12 protein-coding genes are annotated in these 16,286 nt (G+C 60.1%); 7 read left to right on the plus strand and 5 right to left on the minus strand.

Annotated features, from left to right (window positions below):
• Positions 1–22 precede the first annotated feature (22 nt).
• On the plus strand, positions 23–2,839 hold the full coding sequence (gene topA / locus ACUXHH_RS01535; protein ID WP_458390676.1) for a type I DNA topoisomerase: 2,817 nt from the start codon (positions 23–25) through the stop codon (positions 2,837–2,839).
• A gap of 314 nt (positions 2,840–3,153) precedes the next feature.
• Positions 3,154–4,125: a Ppx/GppA phosphatase family protein gene (locus ACUXHH_RS01540; RefSeq protein WP_458390677.1), complete on the plus strand. Its 972-nt coding sequence runs from the start codon at positions 3,154–3,156 to the stop codon at positions 4,123–4,125.
• Between the two features lie 397 nt (positions 4,126–4,522).
• On the opposite strand, the gene ACUXHH_RS01545 is transcribed toward ACUXHH_RS01540, so the two are convergent.
• Positions 4,523–5,911 (minus strand): chloride channel protein, encoded by a 1,389-nt coding sequence (locus ACUXHH_RS01545; protein ID WP_458390678.1) that lies wholly within the window; start codon positions 5,909–5,911, stop codon positions 4,523–4,525.
• Positions 5,912–6,251: 340 nt separating this feature from the next.
• Here ACUXHH_RS01545 and proC point away from each other — a divergent pair, with 340 nt between their 5' ends.
• The gene (gene proC, locus ACUXHH_RS01550; RefSeq protein ID WP_279740811.1) at positions 6,252–7,097 is read left to right on the plus strand and encodes a pyrroline-5-carboxylate reductase; all 846 of its coding nucleotides are present in this window, start codon (positions 6,252–6,254) and stop codon (positions 7,095–7,097) included.
• A 170-nt stretch (positions 7,098–7,267) separates the two neighbouring features.
• Here the strand turns inward: proC and ACUXHH_RS01555 are convergent, their stop codons facing one another.
• The gene (locus ACUXHH_RS01555) at positions 7,268–7,930 is read right to left on the minus strand and encodes a potassium channel family protein (RefSeq protein WP_458390679.1); all 663 of its coding nucleotides are present in this window, start codon (positions 7,928–7,930) and stop codon (positions 7,268–7,270) included.
• Positions 7,923–9,548 (minus strand): TrkH family potassium uptake protein, encoded by a 1,626-nt coding sequence (locus ACUXHH_RS01560; RefSeq protein ID WP_458390680.1) that lies wholly within the window; start codon positions 9,546–9,548, stop codon positions 7,923–7,925. The genes ACUXHH_RS01555 and ACUXHH_RS01560 overlap by 8 nt, the downstream gene beginning before the upstream one ends.
• Before the next feature lie 411 nt (positions 9,549–9,959).
• Here ACUXHH_RS01560 and ACUXHH_RS01565 point away from each other — a divergent pair, with 411 nt between their 5' ends.
• The 4 genes from ACUXHH_RS01565 to ACUXHH_RS01580 all read left to right on the plus strand — a co-directional run bounded on the left by ACUXHH_RS01565 (position 9,960) and on the right by ACUXHH_RS01580 (position 14,635).
• Positions 9,960–11,318, plus strand: coding sequence for a metalloregulator ArsR/SmtB family transcription factor (locus ACUXHH_RS01565; protein WP_458390681.1), 1,359 nt, complete (start codon positions 9,960–9,962; stop codon positions 11,316–11,318).
• Between the two features lie 99 nt (positions 11,319–11,417).
• The gene (locus ACUXHH_RS01570; RefSeq protein WP_279740800.1) at positions 11,418–13,427 is read left to right on the plus strand and encodes a FadR/GntR family transcriptional regulator; all 2,010 of its coding nucleotides are present in this window, start codon (positions 11,418–11,420) and stop codon (positions 13,425–13,427) included.
• Between the two features lie 263 nt (positions 13,428–13,690).
• Positions 13,691–13,789, plus strand: a complete 99-nt coding sequence (locus ACUXHH_RS01575; RefSeq protein ID WP_005504750.1) for a 30S ribosomal protein bS22 — start codon at positions 13,691–13,693, stop codon at positions 13,787–13,789.
• A gap of 156 nt (positions 13,790–13,945) precedes the next feature.
• Entirely contained in the window at positions 13,946–14,635 is a 690-nt protein-coding gene (locus ACUXHH_RS01580; protein WP_279754815.1) for a histidine phosphatase family protein, read from the plus strand.
• A 134-nt stretch (positions 14,636–14,769) separates the two neighbouring features.
• Here the strand turns inward: ACUXHH_RS01580 and ACUXHH_RS01585 are convergent, their stop codons facing one another.
• Positions 14,770–15,228 carry a PLD nuclease N-terminal domain-containing protein gene (locus ACUXHH_RS01585; RefSeq protein WP_458390682.1) on the minus strand — a complete coding sequence of 153 codons (459 nt, stop codon included), beginning with the start codon at positions 15,226–15,228 and terminating at the stop codon, positions 14,770–14,772.
• Positions 15,229–15,330: 102 nt separating this feature from the next.
• Positions 15,331–16,245 (minus strand): 1,4-dihydroxy-2-naphthoate polyprenyltransferase, encoded by a 915-nt coding sequence (locus ACUXHH_RS01590; RefSeq protein ID WP_279740794.1) that lies wholly within the window; start codon positions 16,243–16,245, stop codon positions 15,331–15,333.
• Between the last annotated feature and the right edge of the window lie 41 nt (positions 16,246–16,286).

Genomic DNA, 16,286 nt, shown 5'->3' on the forward strand with positions numbered 1-16,286 from the left:
AATACACAGATAGAGGAGTGCCGTGCCCGCTCAGGCAAAGACCGGAAAAGCCCTGCTGATTGTGGAGTCTCCCTCCAAGGTCAAAACCATTAGCAGCTACCTCGGCGAGGACTACCTTGTCGACTCGTCCATGGGCCATATCCGTGACCTTCCGCAGCCCTCCGAACTGCCCGAAAACCTCAAAAAGAGCCCCGTGGGCAAGTTCGCTGTCAACGTTGAAGAGAACTTCGAACCCTACTACGTGGTCAACCCCGATAAAAAGAAAAAGGTCGCCGAACTCAAGCGCAAGCTCAAAGAAGTAGATGCGCTCTACCTGGCAACCGATGGTGACCGCGAAGGTGAAGCCATTGCGTGGCATCTGAAGGAAGTCCTCAAGCCCAAGGTACCCGTCTACCGCATGACCTTCCCCGAAATCACCCGGGAAGCCATTCAGCGTGCCTTCGGTGAACTGCGCGACATCGACCTGCACCTGGTTGACGCACAGGAAACCCGCCGTATCCTCGACCGAATCTACGGTTACGAAATCTCCCCCGTGCTCTGGCGCAAGGTCGGCCGCGGCCTCTCCGCAGGTCGCGTGCAGTCCGTCGCAACCCGCCTCGTTGTTGAGCGCGAACGCGAACGCATGGCATTCGTCGCCGCCAACTACTGGAACCTGTCCGGACGCTTCCTGACCGCATCCTCCGAAGGCTTCGACGCCAAGCTGGTCGCTGTAGACGGCAACCGCATCGCCACCGGCAAGGACTTCGCCGACGACGGCACCCTCAACACCTCCAAGGTCACCCACCTGAACGAGGAAGCCGCCCGTGCTCTCGCCACAGCCCTGCAGCCCGCCGCGTTCTCGGTGCGCTCCGTTGAGACCAAGCCGTACAAGCGCCGCCCGGCAGCGCCGTTCACCACCTCCACCCTACAGCAGGAAGCCGCACGTAAGCTGCGTTTCTCCTCCCGCGTGACCATGCAGGTGGCGCAGCGCCTCTACGAAAACGGTTACATCACCTACATGCGTACCGACTCGGTGGCACTGAGCGAGCAGGCAATCTCCGCCGCACGCCGCCAGGCATCCGAGCTGTACGGCGCCGAGTTCGTGCCCTCCGCACCGCGCGTGTACACCTCCAAGAGCAAGAACGCCCAGGAAGCCCACGAAGCAATCCGCCCCGCCGGTGACACGTTCCGCACCCCGGACGCTGTGCGCGGCTCCCTGTCCAACGATGAATTCCGCCTCTACGAACTAATCTGGAAGCGTACCGTCGCCTCCCAGATGGCTGACGCGACCGGTTCCACCGCCTCCGTACGCCTGGGCGCCGTGGCATCTAACGGCCAGGACGCCGAGTTCGCCGCATCCGGTACCGTCATCACCTTCCGCGGCTTCCTTGCCGCCTACGAGGAGGGCGTTGACGCATCCCGCGTGGCTGAGCGTGAGGCGAAGGACGCTGAGAAGCGCCTGCCGAACCTGACCACCGGCGAGGCACTGACCGCCGAGGCGATTGAGCCCGCCGGTCACGAGACCCTGCCGCCCCCGCGCTACACCGAGGCGTCCCTCGTGAAGACCCTGGACGAGCTGGGCATTGGCCGCCCGTCCACCTACGCGGCGGTTATCTCGACCATCATGGACCGCGGATACGTGAACGTTCCTTCTGGTTCGCTGATTCCATCCTGGATCGCGTTCTCCGTGGTGCGCCTGCTCGAATCCAGCTTCGGACCCTACGTGAACTACGAGTTCACCGCGCAGATGGAAGAAGACCTCGACCGCATCGCACGCGGCGAAGAATCTCGCGTCGAATGGCTGGGCGAGTTCTACTTCGGCGGTGGCTCCAAGCGCGGCCTGAAGCCCATCGTCGACAACCTCGGCGAGATTGATGCCCGCAGCATCAACTCCATCCCGATTGCGGACGGCATTGTGCTACGTGTGGGCAAGTTCGGCCCCTACCTGGAAGCCGAAGGCACCCTCGACACCGAGACCGGCGAACTGACCGAACCAATCCGCGCGAACGTACCCGCCGACCTGGCACCGGACGAACTGACCGAAGCGAAGGCACGTGAACTGCTCGAACAGGGCAAGTCCGACGGCCGCGTGCTCGGCGTGGACCCCGTCTCCGGCAACCAGATTGTGGCACGCGACGGCCGCTACGGCCCCTACGTCACCGAAGTTATCGAAGAGATGACTGAGGAGCAGATTCAGGCGTACCTGGACGCGCAGCCGACCGAATACTACAAGAACGGCAAGCCCAAGCCGAAGAAGAAGCCGAAGCCCGTCAAGCCGCGTACCGCGTCCCTGTTCAAGTCCATGGACCTGGCGACCGTGACCCTCGAGCAGGCACTGCAGCTGATGAGCCTGCCGCGCGTACTCGGTACCGACGCTGAGGGCGCGGAAATTACCGTGCAGAACGGCCGCTTTGGCCCGTACCTGAAGAAGGGCACGGATTCCCGCTCGATTGGCAGCGAGGACGAGATCTTCACGATTACGCTGGAGCAGGCGCTGGAGATTTACTCCCAGCCGAAGCAGCGCGGTCGTGCGGCGGCTAAGCCTCCGCTGGCTGAGCTGGGCGTGGACCCGGTCAGCGAGAAGAAGATCGTGGTAAAGGACGGCCGCTTTGGCCCGTACATCACCGACGGTATTACGAACATTACGGTTCCGCGTGCGGAGTCGGTGGAGTCTCTGACCCACGAGCGTGCGGTGCAGCTGCTTGCTGACAAGCGTGCGAAGGGCCCGGTCAAGCGTAAGACCGCCGCGAAGAAGACCACTGCCGCTAAGAAGACGACTACCCGCAAGACTGCGGCGAAGTCCACTACCGCGAAGAAGACGACCACTCGTAAGACCGCGGCGAAGAAGACCGCCGAGTAGCCGAGCGTAGTTCTATCTGAACTGAAGGCGCAGGATGCGCCCCTGATTCCCCGCGTAGGGGTGGGGCACCTCCTGCGTCTTTTGCATGCCCGGGGAACGGATACCCGAGGAATGCGTGCCTGGCGCGTTCGGAGGTCCGGCGCGTTTTGTGCCCGCGCCGTGTTTCTTAGGCTTGCGCTGTGCTGATGCTGGGCATCCGCCCGGATTGTTTGCGGAGTGAGCCGCGCCTCTGACAGACTGGAAGAGGCGCCGCACCTGCGGTACCGCACACAGACAATATCCCGCCGCGCGGCGGGGGGGGAGGGGAGCGCATCGTGCGCCTGGGAGTTCTGGATGTCGGGTCGAATACGGTCCACCTGCTACTGATTGACGGCCGCCCTGGAGCGCGCCCCGAGCCGTACGCGTCGCACAAGATTCCGCTGCAGCTCGTGCAGTACCTCGACGCTGAGGGCAATATCTCGCAGGAAGGTGCGGATGCGTTGACCCACTTCGTAACCAGTGCCCGCGACTTCGCTATCGAGAATGAGGCGGAGGACCTGCTGGCGTTCTCCACGAGCGCTATCCGTGAGGCGGGTAATGGTGCGGCGGTGCTGCATCAGGTGCGTGAGCAGACCGGTGTGAGCCTGAACGGTATTTCGGGCGACCAGGAGGCGGCGATTACGTACTTTGCGGTGCGCCGCTGGCAGGGTTGGGGTGCGGGCCGCATCCTTGATTTTGATATTGGTGGCGGCTCGTTTGAGTTCTCGACGGGCACGAATGCGTTGCCGGATGCGGCGATGAGCGTGCCGTTGGGTGCGGGCCGTTTGACGCGTGAGTTTTTTGATGAGCAGCCGCCGAAGCCGAAGCAGGTGAAGCGTCTGCGTAAGTATGTGCGTGAGCAGATTGCCCCGGTGGCGGAGAATCTGTTGCGTTATGGTGCGCCGGATATGACGGTGGGTACGTCGAAGACGTTCCGTTCGTTGGCGCGTATTTGTGGTGCGGCGCCGTATTCGGCGGGCCCGCATGTGAAGCGTGAGATGCATCTGCAGGATTTGCGTTTGTGGACTCGTCGCATGGAGGCGATGACGGTGTCTGAGCGTGCTGATTTGCCGGGTGTTTCGAAGGCACGTGCGGAGCAGATGTTGGCGGGCGCTATTGCTGCGGAGGCGGCGATGGAGGCGTTCGGCATTGAGACGATGCGTGTGTGCCCGTGGGCGCTGCGTGAGGGCCTGATCCTGAAGCGTATTGAGCATCTGGCGGAGGGTACGGGTACTCCGGTCAACCCGAAGACCCTCCTGGGTGAGTAGCGGGGGTGTAAAGACACTCAAACGCCGAATTATGATATTCAAGAAGAATCCCAGCCTACGCATCCGCAAGGGTAAACACATGTGGCTTCTCGCTATTGGTCTGTAACCCGTGCAGCATTTGTGCCATGGTTTAGCGTCTTCGACCATGGCTTTTAACTACGACCAAAGACGCTAACCTATGGCATAAATCCGTAACCTATGACCGGAATCTCCGGCTGCGTCAGGTAGGTGAGAGCTGGTTATGGGTTATGCCTTGCCTTTTCGTCGATAGGTTAGTGACTTTAATGCGGGTTAAAGACCCACGGAGAAGACACTAACCTATCGAAAACCTCGGTCTAAAAAGCAGGCGGCCCCGGACGCACACACGCATCCGGGGCCGCCCGCCACCTGTCAGAACCTACTTCTTAGCACCAAACGCCCGCGTCCACGCCCAGCGGGTCAGCACCGCCGTACCCACCGCAACCGCCATCGGCAACCACGCACTCGCACCCTGACCCGTAAAACCAATCAACAACGTCAACGCAGACAACGGCGCATTCATCGACACACCCAAAAATGCCGCCGTACCCGTCAACGCCGCCGCATACAACACCATCGACGCACCACCCGGCACCCCGCCCAAACCCGGGAACGCCCACAGCACCAGCGCCGCCACACAAAACGCAACCGCCGCACCCAACGCCAACCCCGGCGTCAACGTACCGCCATACGAACCTGAACGCAGGCTCAACACCACCACGGCAGCCTTCGCAACAGTCAATGCCGCCACATAACCTACCGCCCCAGCACCCAGGCCGCCCGCCAGTGCCTCATTAAAAGTGTGCTGAGTCAGCAGACGACCATTACCCAGAATCTCTGGAATCCACAGCGAAACCACCGCGACCAGCGCAAACGCCACCGGAATACGCCACAAAAGAGAACGGTCTTTCGCCTTAATCTTCTCCGCACGCTGCGACAACGCCCTAAAACCCAACGCCAACGGAGTCAACACCACACCCGTCAACGCCGCTACCGTCAGCGTCGTCGCATCCAGCGGAAGCTGCGGCACCGGGTACGTCGGCTCATTTGCAATCACTAGATTCGCCGTGACCGTCGCCGTCCACACCGTCACCGCACCCACATACAGCGACCACAGGCTCAAACCCGCAGCCATCGCCTCCACAAGGTACACCAGGCCGCCAATCGGAACCTGATACACCGCCGCCAAACCGGACGCCGCACCCGCCGCCACCAGCAGACGACGCTCACGATCACCCAGCAGCGGGGCACCATCCGGGCGAGTACCACCCCCACGCTCCAGAAAACACGCGCACCGACCCGCAGCCAGCGCACCCAGCTCACGAGGCGCGACCTCCTTACCCACCGGGGAACCCGCACCCACCGCAACAATCTGAATCACCGAATGCGAAATCTGCTGCCACAGCGAAGGGGTACGGTCCTCCTCGGTAGCACCGGCAATCTGCGAATTCACGCCGACTACACGCCGACCGCCCGACTGCAGGTAGTACCACACCAACGCCACAAACGGGCCCAATGCCGCCAAAATCAAGGCGCGGCGTGCCGGGTCAGCGCCGTCAGTGACCATCGGGTGATGTCCCTCGGCCTGACCGAAAGTCAGCTCCTGCATAAAGTCCAGAACATAGTGCAGGGCAATTGCACCCAGACCGCTGAACACGCCCGTGACCAGTGCGGCAAGGGTCAGCCCCATCAGGAGGCGAAACGAAAAAGAGTGGGAACCCGCAGGAATATGCGGGCTATTTGAGGAGGAAGCAGTATGGGAAGACATAGAAAAATGAGGGGTGTCGTGTGTTGGTTGGGCGCTTCATACCCGGCACAAAACTGCTGCCGCTGAAGCTGCTTTCATTCTACGCCCGCGCGTTCTACGGCTCGTGGGCGGGCCACAAGCTGAGAAATGGGGCGGTACATGGTGGGGGCACGCAGAGTGAGTCTGCCGCCCAGAAAACGCGGAAGAAACACGAGCCAGGTCACATGCCCGTAGCCGCACCCGCTATGCTGGAAGGGTACGCCTCCACGCGCCCGCCGCGCACCGAACAGTAGCCCCCGGAACACACCGGCGGCACGCCTGCCGGCATCCGGCGCAGGCACCCCATTAGGAAGGATCAATGATGACCGCAACTATTGCTTTTCTCGGCACCGGCTCCATGAACGGCTCCATCGCCGCAGGTCTGCTCGCTGCAGGCCACGACCCCGCCCACATCCGCGCCACCGTGCGTAGCGAAGAATCTCGCGCCGCCCTCGCACAGCGCCTTGGCGACAAGGTCGAAATCATCACTACCGGCGGCGAAGCAGACGGCAACCACAAGGCAACCGCCCACGCAGACGTCGTGCTGCTCGGCGTGAAGCCCTACGGCATCGTCGAGCTTGCCCGCGATATTGCGCCCGCTCTCGCACCGAATACTGTCGTGGTGTCCGTTGCTGCTGGTGTGACCCTCGAAACCCTCGCCGCGTGCCTTCCTGCAGGTCAGCCCATTATTCGCTGCATGCCGAACACCCCCTCCTCCGTGGGCAAGGGCGTGCTCGCGATCTCCACCACCGAATCCGTGAAGGATGAGCAGAAGAAGCTCGTCGAAGAGATCCTGGGCACCGTCGGTCTGGTCGTTGAGGTTCGCGAGGACCAGATGGATGCGGTCACCGCTGTCTCCGGTTCCGGTCCGGCATACGCGTTCCTGCTCGCGGAGGCGATGGCTGCCGCGGGCGCGGAGCTCGGTCTGGATCATGAGACCGCTCTCAAGCTTGCCAGCGCAACTGTCGCCGGAGCGGGTTTCTTGCTCGATACCAACCCGGATGCGCCCGCCCTGCGTCGCGCCGTGACCAGCCCGAACGGCACCACCGAGCGTGCACTGAACACCTTCGTGGACGGTGGCCTCTTCCAGCTGACCAATGATGCGATGCGCGCTTGCACCACCCGTTCGGCGGAAATGAGTCAGCTGTACACCGCTGACGAGGACTAATCAGCGGGAATTAACCAGCGGGGACTAATACTGCCCGGTAGCATCCCTCTGATTGGGTAAAACTATAGAAAAAACAGCCTCCTCCCGGCAGAACGGGAAGAGGCTGTTTTCTGTGTCTATTCGCGGGTTGCTCAAACGCGGGCTCCTCAAGGTAGCGAGGAAAAATATTCTTAGGGGCGTGCCGCGAAACGCTCAATCAAATCCACCTGGCCGGACACAATCAGAATGTCGCGCGAGTGAATGCTGGTGGTCGCGTCCGCGTAGGTGAAGTCCTCACCGGGGGACTTAATGCCGACCACGGACACGCCGTACTTGGAGCGGATATCCGACTCGGCGAGGGTGAAGCCGTGGGTTTCCTTCGGCGGGCGCATCTTCGCAATCGCGAAGTCGTCATCAAACTCAATGTAGTCCAGCAATCGACCCGAGACGAGGTGCGCGGTGCGGCGGCCGGCATCCGCCTCCGGGTAGATCACGTGGTGTGCGCCAATACGTTCCAGAATCTTGCCGTGTGCGGGGGTGATAGCCTTCGCCCAGATACGCTCCACACCAATGTCTACGAGGTTTGCGGTAATCAGCACAGACGCCTCCACGGAGGTGCCCACACCCACGACGGCGGAGCCGAACTCGTCAGCACCCAACTGGTGCAGGGTGTTGATATCGGTCGCGTCTGCGGAGACCACGTGGGTCAGCACGCCGGACCATTTCTGTACCAGTTCGGGGTCCTTCTCGATGGCGAGGACCTCTTTATTCTGCACACGCAGCTGCGCGGCAACAGCAGCACCGAAACGGCCCAAACCGATCACGAGGACGGGGGCGTTATGTGCACTAGCCAATGGTGGGCCTTTCTTCGGGGAACTTGTAGAGGCGGCGGCGTGAACGCATCGCCAAGCCGGTTGCGGCGGTGGTCGTGCCGATACGGCCAATAAGCATGAGCACGCTGAGCACGTACACGCCCGCAGGTGGCAGGCTTGAGGAGAGCCCGCTGGATAGGCCGCAGGTGCCAAAGGCGGAGATGACCTCGAACATGACTTCCTTGAGGTCTGCGCCGCTAATCATAACCAGAGTCGCTGCGCCGATACACACCATGGTAGCGCTCATAACAAGCACCGAGATAGCAATGCGTAGGGATGACTCGGGGATGGTGCGGTTGAACGCGACGACCTTCTGGTCGCCTCGCGCTTCGGCAAGGATGGACAGAGCAATCACGGCAATGGTGGTGACCTTCACGCCGCCCGCGGTTGAGCCAGAGCCGCCACCAATAAACATGAGCATGTCCGTCAGCAGGGTGGAGACGGGCGTGATGGTGTCCATATCAACTAGGTTGAACCCGCCCGAACGCATCATCACGGAGGCAAAGATGGCGTTGAGGATTTTATCGCCGGGGGAGTAGGAGCCGATGGTTGCGGGGTTATTCCATTCGAAAAGACCCCAGAAGAAGGCGCCAAGACCGAAGAAGAAGAGGGTTGTGACCACGGTCAGTTTTGCGGTCAGCTGCCAGCGTGAGGGGTGCAAGGGGCTACGCTGAATCGCAATGAATACGGGGAACCCGAGTGAACCCAGGAATACGGCGGCGCAGATGGGTCCGAGAATGAACAGGTCGTGGCCGTAGGGTACGATACCGTCCGAGTGTGGGGTAAATCCGGCGTTGTTGAAGGCGGAGATGGCGTAGAAAACGCCGTGCCATAGAGCCTCGTGTGGTGCTTCACCGAGCGCGAGGAAGCGCGGGGTGAGGAGCATAGCAATGAACGCTTCGATGGAGAAAGATGCGTACGCTACTGCTTTGACGATGCCGCCGACCTCACCGAGTCGGCTGATGTTGAGGTCTTCCTGCGCGATGAGTTTAGTGCGCAGACCCATTTTGCGGCCGATAGCCAGCGCGAGTAGGGAGGTGATGGTCAGCGTGCCCAGGCCACCCACTTGGCAGGCGAGAAGAATTATTGCCTGACCGAAGGTTGACCACTGATCTGCTGTGGAGACCGTGGTCAGACCGGTCACGGTGACCGCGCTGGTTGAGGTGAAGACTGCGTTGTGTAGCGCGATGCGCTGCCCGTCTGCCGAAGAAATTGGCAGGGACAGCATGATGGTGAAGAAGCTAATGACCAGGATGAAGGCGCTGATTGCGGTGCGCGAGGGGGACGCCAGAACAGAGGAGTCGATGAAGTCGCGGAAGCGTTCGAGGGTTTTCCGGTCGAGCTCTAGCAGGTTGCGTTTGTGCTGAGCATCGGGACTCTCGTGGGTGTGGTCGCTCAGGGCGGGCATGCGGTCGAGCTTAATGCCGGGTACGCTGGTGAGGATACTGAGGTTTTCAGCTTCGAGACGGTCGCGGCGGCTTTGGCGAGTCTGCTGCTTTTGAGGCTCGGAGGTGGTGCCGCTGAGGGTATCCCAGCGGCGGTTGAGCTGGCCCTGGGGGTGGTGGTGTCGGCGCCGGGTGCGGCGGATGATGCGTCCCATGCGCCTCCTTCAGCGGTGTCTGGGTGTTGGTACGTTGGGTGGCGGTTTGAGCCTGTGTTTAACGCCTTCTAGTGTATCGCGCTGGGTGCCTGCTGAGGGGGTTGAGGCTTTGGTGGTTTGGGGCTAAATATGTGAGCTTGGAGAAGGCGTGTGACTGGTTTTGTGGGTGGAACCACGAAAACTATATATTCTGCATTAGCTATATAAGTATTGAGAGGCTGGTTGGTTCGCATATGCCTGGGATGAGATACAGGAAATCAACATTAGATGTGATAGACACTTCATGCTTTTCTCCCTTTCAGAAATTCATGTTGGGCTAGTGCTCAGGGGCTATTCAGAATTTTTGAAGGTAATTTCTGTATCAGCCTCATTCTAAGCTTGAGACGCCACTTTATATGTCATAATCGCTATATGCATTCTGATGTTTTTTCTGTCATCGCGGATTCGACTCGCCGCCGAATTGTGCGTATTCTCGCTGAGCAAACCCACACGGTGGGTGCAGTGGTTGAAAAGCTGGGTATGAGCCAGCCGACCATTTCGAAGCACCTGAAAGTCCTTCGTGATGCAGATGTGGTCTCCGTGACCGTGGAAGGACAGCGTCGCCTCTACTCCCTGAACCCGGATGTATTCGCCACCGTGACCGAGTGGATTAATGAGACCGTTCAGATTGCGCGCCAGTCCAATGAGGCGCACGTACCCGTGGCACTGCCCGGTGGCGTAACTGCGTCTGGCTCCGATAAGGCGACGGCTGAGAACGCAGGCGAGAAGCCGGTCGAGAATACCTCTGAAAAGAATGCTCCGAAGCCCGAAGTTGAAGAACCCACTCAGAATCTTGCGCCCGCCGCAACTGTACCAGCTACAACTGCACCTGCTGCATCCGAGAAGAACGCAACCGCGGAGACCGACTCTGAGACTTTCGCTGTTGAGGCACCCACCCCCGAGGAAATCGAGCAGGCTCGTATTCAGCGCGTCCGCGCACAGCACCTGACCCCCAGTGTGCGTATCTACTCGCGCCCTGCGGAGCAGACTGCTGATAGTGCCGCTTCCGAACCTGTCGTTGAGAAGGCAGGGGCTGCTGAGCCCACCTCGCAGGAAGAGGTAGTGGATAGCACCCCGATGCGCCCCTTCACTCCCGCATCCTACGGGTACGACGCTGGGGTGACCCCCGCGGCGCCTGCTGAGGCTAAGCCCGTGGTAGCGGAGAATCCGGTGGTAATCGCTCAGTCTGCGGCTGCGGTGTCTTATGGTGTCGACCCTTCCACGGTTGTGGGTGGTTCGATTCAGCCTATTGCTGCCACCCCCGAGGCTGCTGCGTCTGAAAAGGTCGCCGACGAAAAGGTTGCTGTTGAGAAGCCTGTTGCACCCGCTGAATCCGTCAGGGAAGAGACAACACGCAAGGAATGTGCAGCTGAGGAATCTGCAATTAAGGATTCTGCAACTGAAAAGTCTGTGATTGAGAAGAACGTAGTGGATGAAGCCGCGGCAGAAGAGCCCATGAATGCTGAACCTGTGAAGGCTGAATCTGCTGAGGAAGTAGCTTGGCCGGTAGAATCTACTGAGAAGGCTGAGCTCGGTAAGGTCGAGCCTGCCAATGATGAGTCTGTCGAGGGTGAGTCTGCTAAGGCTGAAACCTCTGCTGAGGAGCCCGAGTATCAGACCATGCCCTCCTACGATTCTGTGTACCGCCCCAACACTGAGGCGAACAGTGCTGAGGCGAAGGACAACCACCGCGGTGGCCTGTTCGGCTTCCTGCGTGGCCGCCGCCGCTAAGACAGGCGGCTGGGGACTGCCCCGCCAATCGCTTCCGATATTAACTCTCTGTAAAACGCACACACTTTCACTCACTTTTTGACCGAAAGACGCATTCACGTGGCTATTCATCGTAAAATTCTGCGCTGGCTCGAGAACGAACTGTTCGAGGGCAACATTCAGCTGGGCCAGGACCTGCCTAGTGATAGTGAAATTGCGCGCGCTATTGGTGTGAATCGTTCCCGTACCCGCGAGGCTCTACGCACCTTGGAAGATATGGATTTGGTGCAGCTGTACAACGGTCGCGGTAAGGAAATTCTTGTGCATTTGAGTGAGGAGCCGGCTTCCGCGGCGAGTGCTGCTCTACGCCTGCACATGTCCAGCTCGCGTTACCCGACTCGCGATCTGGTGCAGACCCGTATTTTGCTGGAAAGCTGGGCGATTGCGCGTATTGACCCGAAGACCGCCTCCTTCGCGGAGATGGACGAGGTCCTGGCGCAGATGGAAGATTTCGACCTGTCGATTCGTGATTTCCTGGAGCTTCTGCTGACTTTCCACCACCAGGTGATGCGTTGTGCGGGGAATGAACTGCTGGTGGGTATGCTCGCGTCGGTGCGTCAACCGAGCTTTGAGTCGATGCTATCGCTGGTGGGTCGCATGCCGCTGTGGAGTAGTGCTGTGGAACGTCTGCGTGCTGAGAGCCGCGCTATTGCGGAGGCTTTGAAGGCTGGCGATTCGGCGACGGCTCGTGCCATGGTGATTGCTCAGTTGCGCGGCATGTATTCCGATGCCGGTATTGATTTGGAGCAGGAGGCGACCTCTGCGAACGGTCTGCCGGGTGAGCCGGTTGCTTCTGAATTTGCGCCGGTTGATGTGGATGAGTTTACCACCGATGACTTTGATGATTTGATGCAGGACGATGCGTCCTTCGCCGATGTGGGGGCATTGCCTGCCCCGCATGCTCCTGTTGCGGCATCTGCTGAGCCGACTCAGGTTTCTGCTGCGGTGTCTGAGCAGTCTGAACACGAGGTTGCCCATGGCGATGAGGCGGTGTCTGAGGTTCCCTCCGAGCCGACTGATACTACAACTGGTGCGGATATTTATACTTTTGACAAGGTGGAACGCTCCAGTCCCGCTGCGTCTCAGGCCGCACCTGCTGCGGCTTCTGCAGCCCCCGCACAGCCTGCCGCTCATTCGGTGAGCCCGGATGTGCCGCTGAGCTTTGGCACCCCGCGCCGTAGCACCGCCCCCGTTGCTTCTGCAGCTTCGGTATCTGGTGCCCAGACACCCGCCGCCCAGGCTCCTGTCTCGCAGACTCTCAGCTCGCGGACTCTCAACGGTCAGTTGCCGAGCGTCTCTGCCGCGTACGCGCAGGAAGAGGCTGAGGGCCCCGCAAAGGTTCTGCGTGCTTCTACGGCGGCTCCGCGTCGTCGTAGCGGTCAGATCATTTCTCCGGTGCGTGCGACCATCATTAAGCCGGTGGATCGTAGCAAGATGCTGACTGCGCCTGCCCGTACCGCGCGTCCTGCGGCTGTTGTGACTGCCGCGGCTCCTGCGGAGACTGAGCCGGAGAATGTTATGCGTGCTCCGGCGCGCCAGGAGGCGCCCGCCGTTCAGCCTGCTGAACCTACCCGTCTTGAGGCGGCAGCGACCATCCACGACACCTATGAGAAGCTTCCGCATGATGAGCCGGTGCAGGAGTACCGCGGCATCTTCTCCAAGATGAAGCGTTTCTTCGGTGTGGATGTCTACGAGCCTGAGGTTGAGGATAGTACTGAGAAGGCTCAACCCGAGGCTAACACCGAGGCGAAGCCTGAGAAGTCCGCTGTGGGTGTGGGGGCGTTGGCTCGTGCCGAGGCTGAGCGCGTTGAGCGTTTGAAGGCGTTGCACGTGGCGGCTGAGGAAGAAGCCGCAGCGGAAAGCTCTGCTGAGGAGGGTTCTGTAGAAGAGCCGGTTGAAGAACCTGCTGAGGAATATAACCCCGCGCAGGAATCGGCTGAGGAGCCGGTAGAGGTCGACTCCCAGACTGAGGAGAGCATATCTGAGGGCACTGCTGTAGCTTCTTCCGGTTCGGTGCTGTCTCATGGCCGCGCTAAGGGCTCGAAGAAGTCTAAGAAGAAGCGTCGTTAGGGCTGCCGAATCCCCAATTTGACCCGCATATACCCTCGACATACCCGTGGGAAAAGCGGAAATTCAGGGAAAAACTCCTGAAAAGTCGCTCTCGAATGGTGAAAATGGGGGTAAACCTAGTACTCTAGGTAGGTAGCGCTCTAAAACGCAAGGGTATTTCTGTGCCTAAAATGCGTTTTGGATCGGTTATACCGGTATAAATATCCCCGGGTAGCTACCGAGTCGAATGGCTCGGCCGGGTACGAGTAAAGTGAGGAAATCCTATGGGTTCCGTTATCAAGAAGCGCCGCAAGCGTATGTCCAAGAAGAAGCACCGCAAGCTGCTTCGCAAGACCCGCCACCAGCGCCGCAACAAGAAGTAAAAAGACTTCTTTTGCCCCGCCCTCCGTATGGAGAGGCGGGGTTTTTATGTTCCTGCGGTTTTGCGGGCTGGGTTTTATGTCGTGTTTTTGTATTTGTAGAGCGTATGTGCGGGTCACCTGTTTGGGGTGGGGCGCGCTATTTGAGAGACTGGGATTATGACTGAAACTTCCACCATTAAAGTTCACCTCATGCGTCACGGCGAGGTGCACAACCCCGAGCGTATCGTGTACGGCCGTTTGCCCGGCTACCGTCTGTCCGATAAGGGCCAGCAGATGGTGCGTCTGAGCGCTGAGGAGTTTGCGGCTCGTGCTGAGCGCGGCACCCGTTTCGTGCATCTAGTCTGCTCGCCGTTGCAGCGTACCCGTGAGTCTGCTGCCCCGGTTGAAAAGCTGCTGGGCCTGACTGCGCAGCCGGATGAGCGCGTCATTGAGGCGGATAACTACTTTGAGGGTCTGCACGTGAACTCGCAGGAGCTGCTGAGGAACCCGCGTCACTGGACTAAGCTGTACAACCCGGCGCGCCCCTCCTGGGGTGAGTCGTACATGGACCAGATTCGCCGTATGGCTGCGGCTGTTCAGGATGCGGCGCGTACCGCCTATGAGCGCGGCGGTGAGGGTGCGGAGGCGATTATTGTGTCGCACCAGCTGCCGATTTGGATTACTCGCCTGGGTGTTGAGGGTCGCATGCTTCAACATGACCCGCGTGCCCGTGAGTGTAACCTGGCGTCGATTACGACTTTGGCGTTTAGCACCACTGATTTTGAGCATGAGATGCCGCATTTTGTGGAGTATTCGGAGCCTGCTGCGCCGCTGTACGGTGGTGTGATTCAGCTGCCCGGCAGCTAACAAACCTGGTAGCTAGTTCCTGAAGCTGTTTTTGAGCGTAGTAAGAGGCTGTGAGCATATCCGTTACGGATGTGCTCACAGCCTCTTACTGTAAACCTTGAGGGGCACAGGAGCTACAAATCTAGCTGTCTTAACTAGTTCTGCCCGTTACCCTGAGTCGGGGTGCCGTCCCCAGGATCTCTATGCTCAGGATCCTTAAGCTCGGGGTCATTAGGTTCGGAATCCTTATGATCAGAACCCTGCTTGTTGTTCGATTCTGCTTGGCGGCTGCGGCGTTCGCGTTCTGCTTTTGCCTTGAGCCAGCGCAGGTACTCTTCATCGTCGTCGGGGGAAGATACCGGGGGCACCGGGGTGTTGCGTCGCTGACTGAAGCTGGGGCGAGGAGCGCCTGCTGCGGGCTGTGCCTTGGGGCGGCCCAGGATGAGCCACATGATCGGGCCCACCATGGGGAAGAACAGGGTGACGAGAATCCACAGCCACTTGGGCAGGGTTCGCGCCTCGTGTGCGGGGGTGCGGACGGCATCCAAGAAGGTGTATAGGGTCAGCCCCACGATGAGGGCGGCGCCGCCAATAATCAGCATGGCTCGAATCATAAGCACTACTATGACATACCGCCGCGTTATTGCGGAACTATGAACCGGGTGCCCGCTAGCGGCGTAACAGCGCGGTAATCCGGTGCAGATTCGTGCGTCGGCTTAGTATCCGGTGAACACCTGAATTTCGTGGCTAATAATATCCAGCGAACCCAGCCATACGGCGAGGGCAAGAATCACGGAGTACACGAGCGCCACAATACCCGCCTGTTTGAGGACCGGAATCAGCTCGCGGCCGCCGCGTGTCCACACGGTCAAGCAGGAGTGGATGGTCGGGCCGACCAGCAGGAAAATTAGCAGGAACCAGGGGTTCTCATCGAGCAGAAGCACTACCAGACCCAGTGCCAGGGCCATCTCCACAATGTAGGTGATGCGCGACCAGCGTTCGCCCAGGCGGACCGCCAAGGTCAGCTTGCCCGCCTCAATATCGGTGGGAATGTCACGCACATTATTAGCCATCAGCAAGGCACAAGAAATCAGACCAACGCCGATAGCGCCAACCCAGCCGAGCAGGGTCAGGGTGTGCGCCTGCGTGTAGAGAGTGCCCAGGGTGGCGACTAGACCAAAGTAGACGAAGACGAACACGTCGCCCAGGCCCATGTAGCCGTAGGGATGCTTGCCACCAGTGTAGCCCCACGCCGCAAAGACGCTGGAGGCGCCAATCGCCAGGAACCACCACTGGTTCGCCAGTGCCACCAGGGCAAGACCCGCAAGCATCGCTAGACCGAAGCAGGCGAAGGCGGCGAACTTGACGGAGCGGGGGCTTGCCGCGCCGGAACCGACGAGGCGTAGCGGACCCACGCGGTCTTCGTCGGTGCCCTTGATGCCGTCGGAGTAGTCGTTGGCGTAGTTCACGCCGACCTGCAGGAAGAACGCTACGAGGAATGCCAAGAACGCGTAGAGTGGCTTGAACTCGTTGATCTCGTAGGCGGCAGCTGAGCCGGCAATAATGGGGGCGACGGCGAGCGGCAGGGTGCGCAGGCGAGCGCCTTCAATCCATTGGGCGGCAGTTGCCACGGGGGTTCCTTCCGGGTCTAAGTGCGTATGATGCGTGGGTG

It is taken from the genome of Rothia sp. 110740021-2, assembly GCF_054263775.1.

Excerpts from the sequence above, each read along its gene's own strand:
- ACUXHH_RS01565 (WP_458390681.1), top strand. The coding sequence starts at position 9,960 with ATGCATTCTGATGTTTTTTCTGTCATCGCGGATTCGACTCGCCGCCGA.
- ACUXHH_RS01575 (WP_005504750.1), top strand. The coding sequence starts at position 13,691 with ATGGGTTCCGTTATCAAGAAGCGCCGCAAGCGTATGTCCAAGAAGAAG.
- ACUXHH_RS01560 (WP_458390680.1), bottom strand. The coding sequence starts at position 9,548 with ATGGGACGCATCATCCGCCGCACCCGGCGCCGACACCACCACCCCCAG.
- ACUXHH_RS01580 (WP_279754815.1), top strand. The coding sequence starts at position 13,946 with ATGACTGAAACTTCCACCATTAAAGTTCACCTCATGCGTCACGGCGAG.
- ACUXHH_RS01585 (WP_458390682.1), bottom strand. The coding sequence starts at position 15,228 with ATGATTCGAGCCATGCTGATTATTGGCGGCGCCGCCCTCATCGTGGGG.
- proC (WP_279740811.1), top strand. The coding sequence starts at position 6,252 with ATGACCGCAACTATTGCTTTTCTCGGCACCGGCTCCATGAACGGCTCC.
- ACUXHH_RS01545 (WP_458390678.1), bottom strand. The coding sequence starts at position 5,911 with ATGTCTTCCCATACTGCTTCCTCCTCAAATAGCCCGCATATTCCTGCG.